This is a genomic window from Streptomyces sp. NPDC014733, assembly GCF_043083385.1.
Classification (GTDB): domain Bacteria; phylum Actinomycetota; class Actinomycetes; order Streptomycetales; family Streptomycetaceae; genus Streptomyces.
On record NZ_JBIBYO010000002.1, the window covers coordinates 414,478 to 434,201 of the forward strand.

Below are 19,724 nucleotides of genomic sequence, written 5' to 3' on the forward strand. Positions count from 1 at the left end.
CGCCGCGGCGCGTGCGCCGCCCGGATACGGTGGGCGGGTGCAGCCGGAGAGCGAACCGACCGAGCGGCCCGAGGGCCGTCTGACCAGGGCCAGGGTCCTGTACCGCAATGTCTCCAAACGGCGGCTCGGCTGGCTGCTCCTCAAGGACGTCGTCCACAGCTGCATGACGTACCGGGTCACCGGACTCGCCGCCGAGGCGGCCTTCTTCTGCCTGCTGTCGCTGCCCCCGCTGCTCCTCGGCCTCATCGGTCTGCTCGGCTACACGGAGCCGTGGATCGGCCGGGACACCATCGACGGCATCCGCGAGCAGATCCTCCACGCCTCCTCCGCCGTCCTCTCCGCACAGGGCGTCAACGAGATCGCCCGGCCGCTGCTCGACGACATCTTCACCGGCCGCCGCCCGGACGTCATCTCCCTCGGCTTCGCCCTCGCCCTGTGGTCCGGCTCGCGCGCCGTGAACGTCTTCGTCGACACCATCACGATCATGTACGGGCTGGACGGCCGCCGCGGCATCGTCCGGACCCGGCTGCTGGCGTTCGTGCTCTACCTCGCCGCGCTGCTCGTCGGCGTCGTCGCGCTGCCGCTGATGGTGGTGGGCCCGGACACCCTGGTGCACTGGCTCCCGGCGAGCGCCGACGTCATCCGGGCGCTGTACTGGCCGGTCGTCCTGCTGCTGTCGGTGGCCTTCCTCACCACGCTCTACCACGTGTCGGTGCCGGTCCGCTCGCCCTGGCAGGAGGACATCCCGGGCGCGGTGGTGGCCCTCGCGATGTGGGTGCTGGGCAGCTTCCTGCTGCGGATATACCTCACCGCGACGGTCGAGGGCCCGACGATCTACGGTTCGCTGGCGGCGCCGGTCGCGGTGCTGCTGTGGATCGGCGTCTCGGCGTTCGCGGTCCTCGTCGGCGCCGCGATGAACGCCGCCATCGACCGCGTCTGGCCCTCGGTGGCCACGGCCGCGGCCCGCGCGGAGAAGGAACGCCGGGTGGCGGAGGCGGCCGCGGCCGCGGCCCAGGAGACCGCCCACGGGGACCACGCCGCCGAGGGCGACGACGTTGACGATGACGATGATGACGACGGGGCGGACGACGCGGACGAGCCGCTGCCGCCCGCCGAGTACCCCGAGCGGTGGGCGCGCTTCCTGCCGCCCGAGGAGATCCGCGGCCGGCTGCCGCGCCGCCGCCACCGCCACCCGCGCCGCCGCTGACCGTCAGCGGTCCTCGCCGGGCGCCTCCCGGTAGCGGACCAGCAGCATCGCCGCGTCGTCGTGGAGCGGCCCCTCGGCGTGCGCGACGACGTCCTCCCGGACCGCCCGCAGCGCCGCCTCGGGATCCTCGTCCCTCAGCAGCCTCGCGCGCGCGTCGAGCGGGTAGAACCGGCCCCCGCCGTCCCGCGCCTCGGTGACCCCGTCGGTGTAGAAGAGCAGCTGGTCCCCGGCGGCGAACGGCACCGTGTGCGGCTTCGGGCCGTCCTCGTCGCCGTACGCCGCCAGGCCCAGCGGCAGTGCGCGCTCGGGCGGCGCGGCGAAGTCCACCCCGCCCCCGGCGCGCACCACCAGCGGCGCCGGATGGCCGAAGTTCAGCAGCGTCGCGGACGGCCCGTCGCCGATCTCCGCGAGCACCGCCGTCACGAACCGTTCGCCGCCCAGATGGCGGCCGAGCGCCCGCTCCAGCCGCGCGCCGACCGCCGTCAGATCGGTCTCGTCGTGCGCCGCCTCCCGGAACGCGCCCAGCACCACCGCGGCGCTCTCCACCGCCTCCAGGCCCTTGCCCTGGACGTCGCCGACGATGATCCGTACGCCGCCGGGGGAGGTCACGACCTCGTACAGATCGCCGCCGATCCGCGCCTCGGCCACCGCCGAGGTGTACGAGACGGCGATCCGCAGCGGGCCGGCGCCGCGCGGGACCGGCCGCAGCAGGACCCGCTGGGCGACCTCCGCGATGGAGCGGACGTTCGCCAGCTCCGCCTCGCGCCGCTGGCGCATCACCGCGGCCACCACACCGGCGACCGTCACCCCGGCCACCGACAGCAGCGCGGGCAGCCCCCGGCGCCCCTCGAAAAGCCCGTCGTAGATCCCCAGTCCCAGGCAGAGCAGGAACGCGGCCGAGCCGACCACGGCGGTACGGCGCCAGCCGCCGACCAGACCGGCGAAGGCCGGCCCCAGCGAGACGAGGGGAAGGAACCCGACCCCGGGCCCGGCGGTCACATCGACCGCGGTGACCACGGCCATCACGCCGTAGGGGAGCGCGGCGAGCACGCGGGCGCTCAGGGGTGGCTTCGGGTGGTCCACGGCCAACGGGTGCTCCGGCGGTTCGAGGGATGGGACGGGCGGCGTCGGGCCCGGCCCGGCCCACCCCACCGGAGCTGAGCATAAGCACTGGTCGGCGGGCGAATTACCTCGAATGCCCCCCGTTACCGAATCGCAGTGGCGGTGCCCGCCCCCGACCGCGGGTCAGGGCAGGAACATCCGGGCCGACTCCACCCGCCCGGGACGCAGGATGCGGAGGGGACCGAGATTGCACGCGGGGCACTCGGTCCGGGACAGCGGTGAGGGGACGCGGGCCCCTCCGGAGTAGTACACGGCGCGGCGCCGGCCGGAGAGGTCGGTGGTGTGCCGGATCTCGTAGCGCTCTTCCCATCCGTGCCCGCAGTGCAGACAGACGAACGAATACGCCTCGTGAACGGTCTCGGCCTCGCGGTCCATGTCCACCCACATCCTTCCGCGGCCCCGCGGTCCGAACGGCGGGACCTCATCGAGTGGCATACCAGGCACCCTGTGCCTTATCCACCCATTATGGCGCGGTGGGGGCGGTGAGGGTAAATGCCGGAGGATCACTCCCGCGCGTAGCGGCCCGTGGGCGGGGGCGGGAGCGTGCTGCCGGGTGCGGCGACCCCGGAGGGCCGTCGCCGCCGGGCCTGACGGCGGCGGCCCTCCGCTCGGATGTCGGCCTCCGGTCAGCCCTCGGTGGGGGAGAAGGAGCCGAAGGCGTCGCCGGTCTCGGCGCAGTCCGTGTCGTTGTAGTGGTCGACGAAGGTGCCGGTGAGGCCGGTGTGCGCGTCGTACGTCTGGTCCAGGGGCAGGTCCTTGTGCAGCCGGAACCGCAGTTGCACATGGACGGACTCGCGGGGCTTCAGCGTCTTCGGGCCGGGGACGGCTCCGACCGCGTCGCCGTCGGCGTTCCGCAGCGTCTTCCAGGCGCTCTGCGCGGTGTCCCGGTACTGGAGGTCGGCGTACGGGCTCAGGTCGCGCTCGCCCTCGTTGTAGACGTAGCTGCCCACACTGCCGGTGAGCTGGAACGGCTTCAGTTCCTTCGTCGAGACGTTGGTGATCGTGGCGGTGTAGGTCGCCCACGGGCCACCGGGGGCGACGGTGTGGGGGACGCCGAACGTGCGGGTCACGAAGAGCTCTTCGTGCGGCTTCCCGACGTCGGAGCAGCTCGGGAGTTTCCCGGCGGGGGCCGCCTGGGAGGCGGGCGCGGCGGCCAGCGTCAGCGGGAGCAGGGCGGCCGTCGCGGCCGAGGCCGACAGGGTGCGGCGCAGGTGCATGGAGATCTCATTCCTGGTTCTTCGGACCCCGGGGCGTGCGCGTCCGGCGCGGGCGCTGCGCCCCGTGGATCCCCGGGTGGTCAGGTGCTCGGGGCGGGGTGGCTACGCGCTGACGTCCGCGGCGCCCGGACCGGCCGCGCCCTTCCGGCGGCGTACCGCGACGACCGCACCCGCGCCGACGGCCAGTGCGGCGCCGCCGGCGAGGGCGACCGGGAGCGCGGAGGCGGAGCCGGTCGTGGCGAGGTGCCCGCCGCCCTGCGGGCCGGGGCCGCCGGAGGAACCCGAGCCGCCGCCCGTGCCGCCGCCGGAGGAACCGGAGCCGCCGCCCGTGCCGCCGCCGGAGGTGGCGCCGTGGCCGGGTCCGGACGTGCCGCCCGGTGTGCCCGGCCCGGAGGACGGGGGCCGGGTCGGCTTCGTGCCCGCGGGCAGGAGGGTGAAGTCGTACCAGGCTTCCTTGGCCGAACCGCAGGAGCCGTCGTCGTTGCGGTAGTCGCCGGCGGCGAGCGCGTAGCCGGCGCCGGGCTTGGCGTTCTTGACCGCGCGGGTGCGCAGTTCGAGGGTGAGGGTGCTGCCCGGCTTGATCGTGAAGAAGCCGAACAGGTCCTCGGGCGAGGCGTCGTGGAAGGTCTTCCACTTCCCCGTCCTGGCGTCGTGGTACTCGGTGTCCAGCTCCCAGTACGGCCGGTCGACCGCCTCGGAGGAGGACAGGTGCAGGAAGGGCAGCACCTTCGTCAGGGGCTTGGCGGTGGTGTTGGTGAGCGTCAGGGAGAACGTGCTCCAGGCGCCGCCCGCGGCCAGCTCGTGCGGCAGCCCCTTGACGGCCGTCCGTAACTGGTCGGACTCGAAGGCGCAGGACCGGCCCGCGTCGTCGGAGCCGCCGGCGGTCCCGGCGCCGGGGGCGGCGGGCGTGCGGGGGGCGGTGCCGGACACCTGCTCGGCCGCGAACGCGGCGGCGGGTGCGGCCAGTACGGTGGCGGGCGCTAAGACGGCGGCCGCTGCGGCGGCCGTCAGGGCGCGGCGGATCTTCATCCGGCAGACCTTTCGTGTCCCAAGTGCCGCAGGAGCAGCACAGGTTGACATGTGTCATGTTCAGGTCGTGCACGACTCATGGTGCGGGGGAGTGCGTATGGAGACATGCGCACTTGTGAGCACCTGCGCCCTGTATATGACCACTCGCACCGGCAATCGGTTCCCGGCTTCCTGTCACGGCTGGGGGACGTGTGGTCCGGCGCAACCCCGCCGGACGCGGCTTTCCCCAGCTCGGAGGCTTCCGCGGGGCCGTCATCCGCGGCGGGGAGAGCCACGGGCCCAGGCGTGCGGATCATGTGACTGCGCCTTGTCCGAGCGGCGTTGCACGGTCCGGTGCCCGGAACGCGGTTAACTCGGCGGGTGTCCAGACTGATGAGCGTTGTCCTGACCGTGCTGGCCGCGCTGGTGTGCGGGGCGCTGGCGCTGGTCGTCTCGCCCTGGTGGTGGGTGCCGGCCGGACTGCTGGTGCCGCTCGTGCTGCTCGGGGCGGGGGACCTCGTGCAGCGCAGGCACTCGGTGCTGCGCAACTATCCGCTGCTGGGGCATCTGCGCTATCTGCTGGAGTACATCCGCCCGGAAATGCAGCAGTACTTCATCGAGCGGGACTACGACGGCCGTCCCTTCGACCGCGAGGTCCGCAGCATCGTCTACCAGCGCGCCAAAGGCACCGAGGCAGAGGAGGCGTTCGGCACCGAACGGGATGTCTACCTCGCCGGATACGAATTCCTCGTCCCGTCGATGGCCCCGAAGCCCGTACCGCGGGAGAAGCCGGTGGTGCGGATCGGCGGACCGGACTGCACCCGCCCCTACGACATGGCGCTCCTCAACGTCTCCGCGATGAGTTTCGGCTCGCTCTCCGCCAACGCGGTCCTCGCGCTCAACCGGGGCGCCGCACAGGGCGGGTTCGCGCATGACACCGGCGAGGGCGGGCTGTCGGAACACCATCTGCGGTACGGCGGTGACCTGGTCTGGGAGATCGGCACCGGCTATTTCGGCTGCCGCACCCCGCAAGGCGGTTTCGATGAGCGGGAGTTCGCCGAAAAGGCGGCGCACGACCAGGTGAAATGCGTGTCGCTGAAACTGTCGCAGGGCGCCAAGCCCGGTTTCGGCGGGGTGCTGCCCGGCGGCAAGGTGAACGCCGAGATCGCCCGGGTGCGCGGGGTCCCCGAAGGCCGCACCGTCGTCTCGCCGCCCTACCACCAGGTCTTCGGCACACCCCGCGAACTCGTCCGCTTCCTCGCCCGGATGCGGGAGCTGGCGGACGGCAAACCCACCGGGTTCAAGCTCTGCGTCGGCTCCCGGCGGGAATTCCTCGCGGTCTGCAAGGCCATGCGGGAGGAGGACATCACCCCCGACTTCGTCGTCGTGGACGGCGCCGAGGGCGGAACCGGCGCGGCCCCGCTGGAATTCGCCGACAATCTGGGAACCCCGCTCACCGAAGGGCTGATCACCGTCCACAACGCCCTGGTCGGCACCGGGCTGCGCGACCGCGTCAGGATCGGCGCGAGCGGCAAGGTCGCCACCGGCGCCGACCTCGTCAAACGGTTGCTCCAGGGCGCCGACTACACCAACGCGGCCCGGGCCATGATGTTCGCCCTCGGGTGCATCCAGGCCCAGCGCTGCCACACCAACACCTGCCCGGTCGGGGTCACCACCCAGGACCCGCTGCGCACCCGGGCGCTCGACGTGGCCGACAAGTCCGCGCGGGTCCGCCGCTACCAGGAGGCCACGGTGCGCAGCGCCCTGCAGATCATGGCCTCCATGGGCGTCCGGAGCCCCGGCGAACTCGCCCCGCACCAGCTGCGCCGCCGGCTGGACCCGCGCACCGTCCTGTCGTACGGGGAGCTGTACACCTGGCTCGAACCCGGCCAGCTGCTGACCGCGCCGCCGTCCGCGTGGCGCCGGGACTGGGAGGCGGCGGACCCGGACAGCTTCCGGAGGTGACCGGGCGCGGGCGGCGCCGCGGTCCCGGCGCTGCCGCCTTCAGCGCGGGAACGGCGCCCCCGCCGCCCGCCCCACCGCCTCGTAGACCGCCGCGACCAGCCCCGCATGGCGCGGGTCGTCCCCGGTGGTGCCGCCTCCGTAGCGGTTCATCACGTACGCGTAGGCGAGGCGGTTCTCCGGGTCGGCGAAGGCGTAGGAGCCACCGGCGCCGCCGTGGCCGAAGGCGTGGGGGTTGGGGCCCGCGCGGCCCTGGGTGTTGAGGAGGTAGCCGAGGCCCCAGCGGATGTCGGTGCCGGGCGGCGCCAGGGGGCCCATCGCGAGATCCGGTTCGCCGGGACGGCCCTGGGGGCGGCGCAGGGCGGCCAGGGTGCCGGGGGCGACGAGGGCGCCGCCGCCCAGCGCGGCGTAGACCGTGGCCAGGCCGTGGGCGGAGGCGTGGACGTTGCCCGCAGGGATCTCCGCGCTGCGGTAGGCGGGGCTGTTGACGTCGCCGGTGGGGACGGAGAGCAGGCTCAGGGCCGTCGCGGCCAGCGGGTGGGCGTCGAGCGAGGCCAGGGGCGGGCGGGGGACGCCGGGGTGGCGTTCGGCGAGGAGCCGTGCGTCGAGCATGCCGGCCATGTCGGCGCAGGACGGGTGCTCGGCCGGCGGGGTGCCGAGGAAGACCCGGGCGCCCAGCGGTTCGGCGATCTCCGTACGGAGGAACGCCCCGGCCGTGCGGCCGGTGATCCGGCGGACCACCTCGGCGACCAGATAGCCGAACGTCACCGCGTGGTAGCCCTGGGCGGTGCCCGGCTCCCACCACGGCTCCGTCGCGGCGAGCGCCGCGCACACCCGGTCGTGGTCGTACGCGGCTGGCAGCGGCAGCGGGGTGCGCGGGGCGATCAGTCCGGCGCGGTGGCTCAGCAGCCAGCGGACCGGCAGGCCGCCCTTGCCGCCCCGGGCGAACTCCGGCCAGTACCGCGCCACCGGCGCGTCGAGGTCCAACTCGCCGCGGTCCACCAGGAGATGGGCGCAGAGCGCGGTCATCCCCTTCGAGGTGGAGTAGACGTTGACCAGGGTGTCCCGCTCCCAGCGGCGGGTGCGGGCGGCGTCCGCGTACCCGCCCCACAGGTCGACGACCGGGACGCCGTCCCGCAGCACGGCGACGGCCGCGCCGAGGTCGCCGTGGATGGTGAAGTTCCGCTCGAAGGCGGTGCGGACGCCCTCGAAGCCCGGCGCGCAGGAGCCGTCGAGCGGGGGCCGGAGCATGGTTCCTCCCGGGCGGGGTGCGGGCGGTGCGGGCGAGGGCGCCGTGCGGGCGGCCCGCCGTGCCGTGCCCGGCGGGCCGCCCGTCCGTAGCAGGTGTCCCCGGGGCGCCGCGGAATGAACCCGTCCGCGGCGCGGGCCGGGCGGCTCCGGTCGCATGTGACCGGCGCGCGGGCGAGTCTGGAAGGTGTCGCCCCACCCGTCGAGAGGAAGGCCCGCCGTGAACAGCGCGCAGCAGGCGAACCAGCCCGGGCAGCCGGGCCCGGTGAAGGGCGGTGAGCGCCCGCCGCGGCCGGCGGCGTACCACCCGGAGGCCGAGGTCGTCGTCGAGGTCACCGACTGCCCGACGGAGGACGCGCACGCCGTCTTCAGCGCGCTGCGCACCTCCTTCGCGTGCGACCGGGCGCCGGACGACGTGCCGTGCGCCGTCGCCGGTCCGCACCCCACCGTGTGGACCTCGACGTTCGACGTCACGGAGCTGCTGGCGGAGCCCGGCCCCAGGCGGCTGACCGCGCCCGTCTCCATCAGCCTCCAGGGCGGCTACTGGGCGGTCGCCCGGCTGCGGGACAGCCTCCGCCCCGCCTTCGCCGTACGGGTCACCGGCACCGTCGCCGGCGACCAGGAACAGGAGGTCCAGCTCCAGCTGGAGAACCGCTGACCGTCACCTGGACGGCACCGGACCGGCCGGGCGAGGCCGCCCGCCGCACGGCCGCGCCGACGCGCGGGCGGCCACCGCGCCTGATAGGCAGAGAGCACCGCCAGGGGCGGACGCGGCCCGGCCCGGGCACGGGCGTCCGGCCCGGTGCGGGGCGGCAGCGCCGGTCCGTCCGTCGGCCGCGCGGCCCCGCCGAACCGTCCCGCAACCGCACCCCACCCGCCGCGTGCGCCCGCGTACCGCGGCGCCCGGCCCAGCCCGAAAGGCGAGCGCGTGGAGTCCACCGCACCCCCTCCCGACGCCGCGGGACCGCCGCCCGGAGCCACCCGCTCCACGGTCACCCTGCACGTCAACGGCGTACCGCACCGGCTGACCCTCGACCACCGCACCACCGCCCTGGACGCGCTCCGCAACCACCTCGGGCTGACCGGCACGAAGAAGGGCTGCGACCACGGGCAGTGCGGCGCCTGCACCGTCCTCGTCGACGGCTGGCGCGCCAACAGCTGTCTGCTGCTCGCCGTCACGCTGGACGGCAGCGCCCTGACCACCGTCGAGGGGCTCGCCGACGCCGAGGGGCTGCACCCGCTCCAGGTCGCCTTCGTCGAGCGGGACGCGTTCCAGTGCGGCTACTGCACACCCGGCCAGCTCTGTTCGGCGGCCGGGATGCTCCAGGAGGCGGCCGACGGGCATCCCTCCCACGTCACACCGGACCCCGCGCCGCCGGGCGCCCCGGTGGAGCTGACCGCCGAGGAGATCCGGGAGCGGATGAGCGGCAACCTCTGCCGGTGCGGCGCCTATCCGCGCATCGTCGAGGCGATCGGCGACGCCACCGCGCACCCGGCCGCCCCGCCCGTCCCGCACACCGTCCACGGCCTGGGCGCCGTCTCCGTGCACGCAGCCGGGGAGGCGTCGTGAAACCCTTCGCCTATCTGCGCCCGGCCACCGTCGAGGAGGCGGTGGGCGCCCGGGCCGCGCACCCCGGGGCCGCGTTCCTCGGTGGCGGCACCAACCTCGTCGACCTGATGAAGCTCGGGGTGTGCGGCCCCGATCTGCTCATCGACGTCGGGCGGCTGCCGCTGGACCGGATCGAGGAGCTGCCCGAGGGCGGGCTGCGCATCGGCGCGACCGTCCGCAACAGCGACCTCGCCGCCGCGCCCGCCGTCCGCGAGCGTTACCCGGTGCTCTCCCAGGCGCTGCTGGCCGGCGCCTCGGGGCAGCTGCGCAACGCAGCGACCACCGGCGGCAACCTCCTCCAGCGCACCCGCTGCCTCTACTTCCAGGACGTCTCCGCGCCGTGCAACAAGCGGCAGCCGGGCAGCGGCTGCCCCGCCGTCGAGGGCGTCCACCGCGATCTCGCCGTCCTCGGGCACTCCGCGCACTGCGTCGCCACCCACCCCTCCGATCTGGCCGTCGCCCTCGCCGCGCTGGACGCCGCCGTCGAGGTGACCGGCCCGGACGGCGACCGCACCGTCCCGGTCACCGCCTTCCACCGGCTGCCGGGCGACCAACCGGAGCGGGACACCACCCTGGAGCCCGGCGAGCTGATCACCGCGGTGCGGCTGCCCCCGCCGCGGCCGCTGGCCCACGGGCACTACCGCAAGGCCCGCGACCGCGCCTCGTACGCCTTCGCGCTGGTCTCCGTCGCCGCGCTGCTGGAGGTGCGCGACGGCGTGGTGCACCGTGCGGCGCTCGCCTACGGCGGCCTGGCGCACCGGCCCTGGCGCGCCACCGCCGCGGAGGAGGCGCTGCGCGGCGCACCGGCCACCGCCGACTCCTTCGGCCGCGCCGCCGACGCCGAACTGTCCGCCGCCCGCCCGCTGCGCGACAACGGCTTCAAGGTGGAGCTGGCCCGGCGGCTGACCGTCTCCGTCCTGGGCCGGCTCGCCGCCCGCCACCGCTGACCCGCCGGGGCGCCCCGCCGCGCGGCGCCCCGTACCCACGCCCTGTGAGGACGCGCCCATGAGCCACGATCCGCAGCCCGTTCACCCGGCGGCGCCCGGCCATCCGCTCGGGGCGGCCACCGCCCGCCGCGAGGGCCGCGCCAAGGTCACCGGCGCCGCCCGCTACGCCGCCGAGCACGCCCCGCCGCACCGCGCCCACGCCTGGCCGGTGCCCGCCACCGTCGCCCGCGGCCGGATCACCGCCGTCGACACCGCCGACGCCCTCGCCCTGCCCGGGGTCCTCGCCGTCCTCACCCACGAGAACGCGCCGCACCTGGAGCAGGCCGAGGACCCGGCCGTCGCCGTCCTCCAGGGGCCCGCCGTCCCGCACCGCGGCTGGTACGTCGCGCTCGCCGTGGCCGACAGTCTCGAAACCGCCCGCGCCGCCGCCGAGGCCGTCCGGGTCACCTACGACGCCGAGGAGTACGACGTCACCCTCACCGCGGACCATCCGGACCGCTACCTGCCCAAGGAGGTCAACGGCGGTCACCCGGGGGCGCGCGAGCGCGGCGACTTCGACGCGGCGTACGCCGGTGCACTGGTCACCGTCGACACCACGTACACCCTGACCGCGCTGCACAACCACCCCATGGAGCCGCACGCCTCCACCGCATGGTGGAACGGCGGCCATCTCACCGTCCACGACTCCACCCAGGGGGCCACCAAGGCGCGCGACGACCTCGCCGCGCTGTTCGGGCGGGACCGCCGGGACGTCACGGTCGTCGCCGAACACATCGGCGGCGGCTTCGGCTCCAAGGGCACCCTCCGCCCGCAGGCGGTCCTCGCCGCGATGGCCGCGAAGGTCACCGGCCGTCCCGTCACGCTCGCCCTGCCACGGCGGGAGATGCCCGCCGTGGTGGGCCACCGGGCGCCGACCGTCCAGCGGGTGCGGCTGGGCGCCGGGGCGGACGGGGTGCTCACCGCCCTGGCGCACGAGGTGGTCACCCACACCTCGACGGTCAAGGAGTTCGTCGAGCAGGCGGCGGTCCCCGCCCGGGTGATGTACACCTCGCCGCACAGCCGCACCGTGCACCGCGTGGTGGCGCTGGACGTGCCGAGCCCGTCGTGGATGCGCGCCCCGGGCGAGGCACCCGGCATGTACGCCCTGGAGTCGGCGATGGACGAACTCGCCGTCCTCCTCGACCTCGACCCCGTCGAACTGCGGCTGCGCAACGAACCGGCGGCCGAACCGGACACCGGCCGCCCCTTCAGCAGCCGGGGCCTGGCGCAGGCGCTGCGGGAGGGCGCGGACCGCTTCGGCTGGCGCCCCCGCGACCCGCGTCCCGGCGTACGGCGCGAGGGCGATCTGCTGCTGGGCACCGGCGTCGCCGCGGCCACCTACCCGGTGCTGATCTTCCCCTCGTCCGCCGAGGCGCTCGCCGCGCCCGACGGCGGCTTCCGCATCCGGATCAACGCCACCGACCTCGGCACCGGCGCCCGGACCGTCCTCGGGCAGATCGCCGCCGAGGCGCTCGGCGCCCCGGAGGAGCGGGTCCGCGTCGAGATCGGCCGCAGCGATCTGCCCGACGCCTTCCTGGCCGGCGGCTCCTCCGGCACCAGCTCCTGGGGCTGGGCCGTCCACAAGGCCTGCCGCACCCTGCGCGAGGACCTGGACAACCGTCAACAGCCGCTGCCCGAGGAGGGGTTGGCGGTCGTGGCGGACACCAGGGAGGAGATCGCCGCCGGATCGCCCTACGCCCGGCACGCGTTCGGCGCACACTTCGCCGAGGTGCAGGTCGACACCGTCACCGGCGAGGTACGGGTGCGCCGGATGCTCGGCATGTTCGCGGCCGGACGGATCCTCAACCCCCGCACCGCGCGCTCGCAGTTCATCGGCGGGATGACGATGGGCATCGGCATGGCGCTCACCGAACACAGCACCATGGACCCCGTCGCCGGCGGCTTCGCCGAACGCGACCTGGCCTCGTACCACGTGCCGGTCTGCGCCGACGTCCACACGATCGAGGCGCACTGGCTCGACGAGGAGGATCCGCACCTCAACCCGATGGGCAGCAAGGGCATCGGTGAGATCGGCATCGTCGGCGCCGCCGCTGCGGTCGGCAACGCCGTCCACCACGCCCTCGGTGTCCGTCTGCGCACCCTGCCGCTGACCCCGGACGCCGTCCTGCCGCATCTGCCCTGAGCGGCCGGCGCTTCGGTTGCGGGGGCCGGACGGGCGGGCGACGATGACCTTCACCCGTCAGTGACGAAAGCTCACCCTCCGTGTTCCCGTCCGGGGTGGGCCGTGTGAAGGAGCCACGATCATGACTGCTGCCGCCCCCCGTCGCTACGCCGCCCAGCTGCGGGTCACCGCGGAGCGGGTGCCGCAGATCCGGCGCATCGTGGCCGCGCATCTGCGCCACTGGCGGCTGGCGGCGGAGATACCGGCCGCCTGCCGCGGCCTGGTCGAGCTGCTGGCCCACGTCCGGCGGACCGCCGGCCCGGAGGCGGAGTGCACCGTCGAGGTCCGCTGGAGCGGCCGCCATCTGACCGTCTCGGTCGCCGACCGCGGCCCGCGGATGGCCCGGCTGGACAGCGCCCGGGGCGGCGATCTGGCAGCTGTCGCCGCGATCGGCGACAGCTGGGGCACCTGCCCCACCGGCGACGGCAAGGTCGTGTGGTTCACCCGCCGCGTCGCCGCTTCCCGCGAGGCGCCCCTGACCGCGCCGCGACCGCCGCGCCCCGTGCCCGAGGCCGCGCCCGGACCGGACGCGGCGCCCGCACCGGCGCGGGCCTGAGGCGCCGCGCCCCGCGCACGGCGGGCCACCGCACACGGGGCGGTCCTCGGGTCAGCGCCGCCGCTTGTGCGCCTCCGGCGTCCCGGTGAGCGCGCGGTGCACCAGCCGGGCACCGGCACGGGCGGTACGGGCGTCGATGTCGAGGTCCGGGTTGAGCTCCGCGACGTCGACCACCGCCAGCTTCCCGCTCGCCGCCACCGCCGTGACGACCCGCTCCACGACCTCCATCGGCACGCCGTACGCCGCGGGCGCGCTGACGCCCGGCGCCGCCGCCGCGGGCAGCACGTCGAGGTCGATGCTGAGGTGGACGAGGTCGCAGGCGTCGAGGAACGCCCCGGTGAACGCCTCCACGCGGTCCAGCGAGAGCAGCCCGCAGTCGGTGTCCTCCAGGTAGCTCACGCCGAGCCGGTCCGCGGTGCGGAACAGCCGTTCGGTGTTGCTCAGCCGGCTGATGCCCAGCACCCGGTAGTCCAGGCGCCGCCCCTGGCGCTCCTCGTCCCACGCCATCTGGAGGAACGGCGTGCCCGAGCTGGGCCGCGGCGCCTCGCGCAGATCGAAGTGGGCGTCGAGGTTGAGCACCCCGAGCCGCGCCCCGGCCCGCATCGCCCGGCTTCCGGCCACCCCGAGGTAGGTGCCGTATGCCACCTCGTGGCCGCCGCCGAGGACCGCCACCGGACCGCCCGCGTCGAGCAGCGCGGTGACGGTCTCGCCCAGCCGCCGCTGCCCGTCCTCCAGCGCGCCGTCGCCGACCACGACGTCCCCGGCGTCGACGGCGCGCAGCGGCGCGGGCAGCGCCACCGAGGCGAGGGCGGAGCGCAGCGCCCCGGGGCCGCCGGCCGCACCCGGCCGCCCCTGGTTGCGGCGGACGCCCTCGTCGCTGCGGAAGCCGACGAACGCGGCGTCCCGGGGCGCGTCCGGGCCGGTGAGCGGCGTGGTCACGTGGTGCCAGCGCAGCACGTCGTCGCCGTCCCCGTCGCTCCGTCCGGTCCACGCCTGCGCCGCCACGTCCACGGTCATCGTCCGCCCTTTCGCCTCGCTCACCGGGACTGCCCGGCCCGGTGGGCCCATGACAGCGGAGCCGCGCCCGGCGGGCCAGCGCGGGCGCCGGTTCTCCTCGGATCCGAGACGGTGTGCGCGAACGCCCTAGAATCTCTGTGGCGCGGTGAGGTCCCGCGCCGGTGGACGGATGCGGGCAGAGCGGGACGAGTGACGACGACGAGGGCGGGAAACGGCGTGGCGGCGGAGGCGACGGAGCTTGCCCGGCGGTACGCGGCGACCGCGTCCGGGGCGACGCCCGCGTACCAGCGGGTCAAGGACCTGGTGACCGGGCAGATCATGAGCGGCCGCTGGCGCGAGGGCGACGCCCTGCCGTCGGAGAGCCGGTTCGTGGAGGCGCTGGGGCTGTCCCGGATGACGGTCAACCGCGCGCTGCGCGAGCTGGCCGCCCAGGGGCTGATCCGCCGCGTCATGGGCGTGGGCAGTTTCGTCGCGCTGCACAAGGGCAGCTCGGCGCTGGTCGAGGTGCACAACATCGCCGACGAGGTGAGCGCGCGCGGTCACCGTCACCGCACCGAGGTGCGGTTCGTCCGCGAAGAGGCGGCGGGCCAGGAGACCGGCGCCCGCTTCGGGATCGGCGAGGGCACCCCGGTGTTCCACTCCCAGGTGGTGCACTTCGAGGACGACGTCCCCATCCAGCTGGAGGACCGCTACGTCAACCCGGCCTTCGCCCCCGGCTACCTGGAACAGGACTTCACCCGGCGCACCCCGTTCACTTTTCTGTCCGAGGTGGCGCCGCTGGGCAAGGGCGAGCACGTGGTGGAGGCGGTGCTGCCGTCGGCGGACGAGTGCCGGATCCTGCGGGTGGCGGCGTCCGAGCCGTGCCTGCTGATCCAGCGCCGTACGTGGTCGGGCGAGGCGCTGGTGAGCGTCGCGCGGCTGCTCCATCCCGGCTCGCGCTACCGCCTGATGGGCACCTTCGACCCCCGCTGACCGGAAGGGCCCCTTCCGGTCCGGCTCGGGGGTGACGGTACGGTCAGGAAGCCTGCCGGTGCGGCGCGCGGCCGGAGACGGCGGCGGTCAGCCGGGCGGCCGCGCCCAGCAGGGCGTCGCGGATCCGCTCCGCGTCGTGCGGCTGATGGTGGCGGCACCAGGTGGTGGAGAGTGCGGCGACCGGGCGCCCGAGGTGGTCGAAGGCGGCCACGCCGATCGAGCGCAGACCGGGGGCGACCAGTTCGGTCTCCTCGGACCAGCCGCGGGCCCGTTCCCGTTCCAGCTCCGCGCGCAGCTCGGTCAGTGACCGCGGGCCCCTGCCGGTCCGGGTGACGAGTGCGCCGGGGCGCGGGAAGGCGGCACGCAGCTGGGCCTCGGCGCAGTGGGCGAGCAGCGCCCGGCCGGTGGCGGTCAGATGGGCCGGCAGGCGCACGCCGACGCCGGTCACCAGCGTCCGGCCGGTGTCGTGGCGCCGGGCGGGCGGCTGCTCCTTGAGCAGGTAGACCGTCTCGGCGCCGTGCAGCACGCCCAGGTGCACGGGGTGTCCGAGCCGCCGGGCGAGGGCGCCCGCGACGGGGCGGGCGAGACGTTCGAGGGGTTCGTGGCGGCGGTGTGCCGCACCGAGCTCCAGGGCGGCGGCACCCAGGCCGTACGCCCGCTCCTCCGGGAGATGGACGACGAAACCGCGATCGATCAGGATCGCCAGGATGTGGTAGGCGGAGGATGACGGAATTCCCAGCTCGCGGGCGAGCGTGGCGGCACGCACCGGCCCGGGACGCGTGGCGAGGTGGCCGAGGATGTCCAACGCCCGACCGACGGCGGGCGATGCGCTCGACCCGCGCTCCTGTTCCTGCACCGGATCACCTCTTGACGTGCCTGTCTATACAGGAATATACAGGCGCTCTTGCGGTCTTGCGAGGGGCGCCGGCGGACGAAGGTTCCGGGCCGCGCGCCGTATGTCAGGGACGGACGTGCCATTCCCCGAGGAGGGGCATCCTTTGACCACCGAAACAGCGACACTGCGCAGGGGCCTGCGGTCGCGCCACATACGTTTCATCGCGCTCGGTTCCGCCATCGGCACCGGCCTTTTCTACGGATCGTCCGAGGCGATCCAGGCGGGCGGCCCGGCCGTTCTGCTCGCTTATCTCATCGGCGGCGCCGCGGTTTTCCTGGTGCTGCGCTCGCTCGGCGAGATGGCCGTGCACCACCCTTGCGCGGGCTCCTTCGGTGAGTACGCGACCCGGCATCTCGGGTCGCTCGCCGGATTCACCACCGGCTGGACGTACGCCTTCGAAATGGTCATCGTCTGTATCGCCGACATCACCGCCCTCGGCGTCTACATGGGTTTCTGGTTTCCCGATGTACCGCGCTGGATCTGGTTGCTGGCCGCTATTCTCGTCATCGGTGTGCTCAATCTCTTCCATGTCAAGGTCTTCGGGGAGATGGAGTTCTGGCTGTCGCTGGTGAAGGTCGTCGCCATCGTCGCGATGATCATCGCCGGTGCTGTGGTGCTGGTCATCGGCTTCAAGGGGGGCGGAGGCGCACATACCGGAATTTCCAACCTCTGGTCCCACGGCGGATTCTTCGCCCAGGGCACGCACGGCTTCATCCTCTCCTTCGCCGTGGTGATGTTCGCCTTCGGCGGCACCGAGATCATCGGCGTCACCGCGGGTGAGGCGGAGGACCCGAAGAAGACCATTCCGGGCGCGGTCAACTCCATTCCGGTACGTATCGTGCTCTTCTACGTCCTGACCCTCGCGGTCATCATGTCGCTGAATTCCTGGGAGAACGTCGGCTCCGACGGCAGCCCGTTCGTCCAGATCTTCGTCGGCCTCGGCATCAAATCCGCCGCGACCGTCCTGAACGTCGTCGTGGTGGTCGCCGCGCTCTCCGCCATCAACAGCGACATTTTCGCGGCCGGCCGCATCATGTACGGAATGGCCGAGCGCGGTCAGGCGCCGAAGGTGATGCGGAAGCTTTCCCGCAGCGGGGTGCCCGTCATGACCGTCACGATCATGATCGGTGCGCTGCTCCTCGGCGTTCTGCTCAATTACCTGATTCCCGACAAGATCTTCCTCATCATTTCCTCGATCGCGACCTTCGCGACCGTCTGGGTCTGGCTGATGATCCTGCTGACGCAGATGAAGGCGCGCCGCTCGATGAGCCCCGAGGAGGAGGCGGCGCTCGACTACCCGGCACCGTTCTGGCCCTACGGGCAGATCATCGCGGTCGTCTTCATGGCGGCGGTGACGGTGCTGCTGGCCTTCTCCGCGAGCACCCGCGTCGCCCTGATCGTCGGCGCCGTCTGGCTCGCCCTGCTGGCCGTCGTCCACCGCGTCTGGCTCCGCCCGCGCGAGGCCGCCCGCGCGCTGACGCCGGACGCCGCCACGCCCGCCGGCCCGGCAGCCGCGGCCGGACCCGCGCCCGAGGACGCCCCGGAGGCGCAGCCGCGCGCCTCCGTCGCGCCCACTGCCGCCGAGTAGCCGCACCCGGCGTCTCACCCGGGCTCCCCGAGGCCCCGCTCCACGTGCCAGGCGTGGAGCGGGGCCTTCTGCTGTGGCCTGCCGGGACTGCTCCGGCGGCCTGCGTGGGGCCGGGGGCGGCCGGAAGCCGGGCCGGGAGAAGCGGGCCGGGGGAGCCCGGGCCGGGCGGCGGGCGCCGGGCCCTGGGCGCCGGGCCCTGGGGGCCGGACCGGGAGGCGCCAGGGCCCGACCGGTCCGGTACGCGCCCTGAGCAGGCCGCGGCGCGGCGGCCCGCGCCCGTACCGGCCCCGTGCAGGCACCCGGCCCCGCGCGCCCCGCACGGCGTACCGCCCACGCCCCGCGCCGCCGCCCGCCCCGGGCCCGTACGAGGACGCGCGGGCGGGCGGACCGCACACGCCGAACGCCCGCACGGCGCAGGAAAGACCTGCGCCGTGCGGGCGTCATGGACGACCGCGAGGGTCACGCCGAGGCGTCGTCCTCCCGCATCGGGACGCGGACGTGGCGCTCGGTGGCGACGGTCTCGGCGATGTCGTAGCCGGCGTCCACGTGCCGGATCACGCCCATGCCCGGGTCGTTGGTCAGCACCCGGCGGACCTTCTCGCCCGCCAGCGGCGTACCGTCCGCGACGCAGACCTGGCCCGCGTGGAGCGAGCGGCCCATGCCGACGCCGCCGCCGTGGTGCAGGGAGACCCAGGACGCGCCGGAGGCGACGTTCACCATGGCGTTGAGCAGCGGCCAGTCGGCGATGGCGTCCGAACCGTCGAGCATCGCCTCGGTCTCGCGGTACGGCGAGGCGACCGAACCGCAGTCGAGGTGGTCACGGCCGATGGCCAGCGGCGCCTGGAGCTCACCCGAGGCGACCATGTCGTTGAAGCGCTCACCGGCCTTGTCGCGCTCGCCGTAGCCCAGCCAGCAGATACGGGCGGGCAGGCCCTGGAAGTGGACCCGCTCACCGGCCATCTTGATCCAGCGGTGCAGCGACTCGTTCTCCGGGAAGAGGTCGAGGATCGCCTTGTCCGTCTTGTGGATGTCCGACGCCTCACCCGAGAGCGCGGCCCAGCGGAACGGGCCCTTGCCCTCGCAGAACAGCGGACGGATGTACGCCGGGACGAAGCCGGGGAAGGCGAACGCCCGCTCGTAACCGGCCAGCTGCGCCTCGCCGCGGATCGAGTTGCCGTAGTCGAAGACCTCGGCACCGGCGTCCATGAAGCCGACCATGGCCTCGACGTGCTTGGCCATCGACTCGCGGGAGCGGGTGGTGAAGCCCGCCGGGTCCTTCGCGGCGGCGTCCTTCATGTCGTCGAAGTCGACGCCGACCGGGAGGTACGACAGCGGGTCGTGGGCCGAGGTCTGGTCGGTGACGATGTCGATCGGCGCGCCCTCGGCGAGCATCCGCGGCAGCAGCTCCGCGGCGTTGCCCAGCAGACCGATGGAGAGCGGCTTGCGCTGGTCACGGGCCTCGGTCGCCAGCTGGAGCGCGTGCTCCAGGTTGTCGGCCCGCACATCGAGGTAGCGGTGCTCGATACGCCGCTCGATGGCCCGCGGGTCGCAGTCGATGCAGATCGCGACGCCGTCGTTCATCGTCACGGCCAGCGGCTGGGCGCCGCCCATGCCGCCGAGACCGGCGGTGAGGGTGATCGTCCCGGCCAGCGTGCCCTGGAACTTCTTCGCGGCGACCGCGGCGAACGTCTCGTAGGTGCCCTGGAGGATGCCCTGGGTGCCGATGTAGATCCACGACCCGGCGGTCATCTGGCCGTACATGGTCAGGCCCAGCTGCTCCAGGCGGCGGAACTCCTCCCAGTTGGCCCAGTCGCCGACCAGGTTGGAGTTGGCGAGCAGCACCCGCGGCGCCCACTCGTGGGTCTGCATGACGCCCACCGGACGGCCCGACTGGACGAGCATCGTCTCGTCCTGCTTGAGGGTCTTCAGCGTGCGGACCATCGCGTCGAACGAGCGCCAGTCGCGGGCGGCCTTACCGGTGCCGCCGTAGACGACCAGGTTGTCCGGGTGCTCCGCCACCTCGGGGTCCAGGTTGTTCTGGAGCATCCGCAGGGCGCCTTCCTGCTGCCAGCCCAGCGTGCTCAGCTGCGTGCCACGGGTGGCCCGTACCGGTCGTGCACCGTGCATGGTGAGTCCTTTTCCGTGAGGAGAGATC

At 74.2% G+C, this 19,724-nt stretch carries 17 protein-coding genes; 9 read left to right on the forward strand and 8 right to left on the reverse strand.

The genetic code is table 11. The annotated features are described in order from the left end of the window. Window positions 1-37 precede the first annotated feature (37 nt). Window positions 38-1,207, forward strand: coding sequence for a YihY/virulence factor BrkB family protein (locus ACF1BH_RS06580; protein ID WP_391641295.1), 1,170 nt, complete (start codon window positions 38-40; stop codon window positions 1,205-1,207). Between the two features lie 3 nt (window positions 1,208-1,210). Here ACF1BH_RS06580 and ACF1BH_RS06585 read toward each other — a convergent pair whose 3' ends face one another. From ACF1BH_RS06585 to ACF1BH_RS06600, 4 genes are all read right to left on the reverse strand, one after another. Continuing rightward, on the reverse strand, window positions 1,211-2,230 hold the full coding sequence (locus ACF1BH_RS06585) for a PP2C family protein-serine/threonine phosphatase (RefSeq protein WP_391641611.1): 1,020 nt from the start codon (window positions 2,228-2,230) through the stop codon (window positions 1,211-1,213). A gap of 222 nt (window positions 2,231-2,452) precedes the next feature. Next, window positions 2,453-2,704: a hypothetical protein gene (locus ACF1BH_RS06590; RefSeq protein ID WP_391641296.1), complete on the reverse strand. Its 252-nt coding sequence runs from the start codon at window positions 2,702-2,704 to the stop codon at window positions 2,453-2,455. A 251-nt stretch (window positions 2,705-2,955) separates the two neighbouring features. Then, entirely contained in the window at window positions 2,956-3,546 is a 591-nt protein-coding gene (locus ACF1BH_RS06595) for a hypothetical protein (RefSeq protein ID WP_391641297.1), read from the reverse strand. Between the two features lie 102 nt (window positions 3,547-3,648). Further along, window positions 3,649-4,575 carry an LPXTG cell wall anchor domain-containing protein gene (locus ACF1BH_RS06600; RefSeq protein ID WP_391641298.1) on the reverse strand — a complete coding sequence of 309 codons (927 nt, stop codon included), beginning with the start codon at window positions 4,573-4,575 and terminating at the stop codon, window positions 3,649-3,651. Window positions 4,576-4,947: 372 nt separating this feature from the next. Here ACF1BH_RS06600 and ACF1BH_RS06605 point away from each other — a divergent pair, with 372 nt between their 5' ends. Next, window positions 4,948-6,519 (forward strand): FMN-binding glutamate synthase family protein, encoded by a 1,572-nt coding sequence (locus ACF1BH_RS06605; protein ID WP_391641299.1) that lies wholly within the window; start codon window positions 4,948-4,950, stop codon window positions 6,517-6,519. Window positions 6,520-6,558: 39 nt separating this feature from the next. Here the strand turns inward: ACF1BH_RS06605 and ACF1BH_RS06610 are convergent, their stop codons facing one another. Then, window positions 6,559-7,767 carry a serine hydrolase domain-containing protein gene (locus ACF1BH_RS06610; RefSeq protein ID WP_391641300.1) on the reverse strand — a complete coding sequence of 403 codons (1,209 nt, stop codon included), beginning with the start codon at window positions 7,765-7,767 and terminating at the stop codon, window positions 6,559-6,561. 217 nt (window positions 7,768-7,984) lie between these two features. Here ACF1BH_RS06610 and ACF1BH_RS06615 point away from each other — a divergent pair, with 217 nt between their 5' ends. The 5 genes from ACF1BH_RS06615 (at window position 7,985) to ACF1BH_RS06635 (ending at window position 13,097) form a co-directional block, all read left to right on the forward strand. Beyond that, window positions 7,985-8,422 (forward strand): hypothetical protein, encoded by a 438-nt coding sequence (locus tag ACF1BH_RS06615; RefSeq protein WP_391641301.1) that lies wholly within the window; start codon window positions 7,985-7,987, stop codon window positions 8,420-8,422. 270 nt (window positions 8,423-8,692) lie between these two features. Beyond that, on the forward strand, window positions 8,693-9,334 hold the full coding sequence (locus tag ACF1BH_RS06620; protein WP_391641302.1) for a 2Fe-2S iron-sulfur cluster-binding protein: 642 nt from the start codon (window positions 8,693-8,695) through the stop codon (window positions 9,332-9,334). Further along, window positions 9,331-10,320 (forward strand): FAD binding domain-containing protein, encoded by a 990-nt coding sequence (locus ACF1BH_RS06625; protein ID WP_391641303.1) that lies wholly within the window; start codon window positions 9,331-9,333, stop codon window positions 10,318-10,320. Before ACF1BH_RS06620 ends, ACF1BH_RS06625 begins: the two co-directional genes overlap by 4 nt. Before the next feature lie 58 nt (window positions 10,321-10,378). Beyond that, complete coding sequence (locus ACF1BH_RS06630) at window positions 10,379-12,502, forward strand: xanthine dehydrogenase family protein molybdopterin-binding subunit (RefSeq protein ID WP_391641304.1); 2,124 nt, start codon at window positions 10,379-10,381, stop codon at window positions 12,500-12,502. A gap of 121 nt (window positions 12,503-12,623) precedes the next feature. Beyond that, window positions 12,624-13,097, forward strand: coding sequence for an ATP-binding protein (locus tag ACF1BH_RS06635; RefSeq protein WP_391641305.1), 474 nt, complete (start codon window positions 12,624-12,626; stop codon window positions 13,095-13,097). 51 nt (window positions 13,098-13,148) lie between these two features. Here ACF1BH_RS06635 and hutG read toward each other — a convergent pair whose 3' ends face one another. Then, window positions 13,149-14,114 (reverse strand): formimidoylglutamase, encoded by a 966-nt coding sequence (hutG, locus tag ACF1BH_RS06640; protein WP_391641306.1) that lies wholly within the window; start codon window positions 14,112-14,114, stop codon window positions 13,149-13,151. 189 nt (window positions 14,115-14,303) lie between these two features. Between hutG and hutC the strand changes: the two genes are divergently transcribed. Beyond that, entirely contained in the window at window positions 14,304-15,086 is a 783-nt protein-coding gene (hutC, locus tag ACF1BH_RS06645; RefSeq protein ID WP_391641307.1) for a histidine utilization repressor, read from the forward strand. Window positions 15,087-15,129: 43 nt separating this feature from the next. Here the strand turns inward: hutC and ACF1BH_RS06650 are convergent, their stop codons facing one another. Then, on the reverse strand, window positions 15,130-15,942 hold the full coding sequence (locus ACF1BH_RS06650; RefSeq protein ID WP_391641308.1) for an IclR family transcriptional regulator: 813 nt from the start codon (window positions 15,940-15,942) through the stop codon (window positions 15,130-15,132). 142 nt (window positions 15,943-16,084) lie between these two features. Between ACF1BH_RS06650 and ACF1BH_RS06655 the strand changes: the two genes are divergently transcribed. After that, on the forward strand, window positions 16,085-17,569 hold the full coding sequence (locus tag ACF1BH_RS06655) for an amino acid permease (RefSeq protein WP_391641309.1): 1,485 nt from the start codon (window positions 16,085-16,087) through the stop codon (window positions 17,567-17,569). 459 nt (window positions 17,570-18,028) lie between these two features. Here the strand turns inward: ACF1BH_RS06655 and hutU are convergent, their stop codons facing one another. After that, window positions 18,029-19,696 carry a urocanate hydratase gene (gene hutU / locus ACF1BH_RS06660; protein ID WP_391641310.1) on the reverse strand — a complete coding sequence of 556 codons (1,668 nt, stop codon included), beginning with the start codon at window positions 19,694-19,696 and terminating at the stop codon, window positions 18,029-18,031. Window positions 19,697-19,724 lie beyond the last annotated feature (28 nt).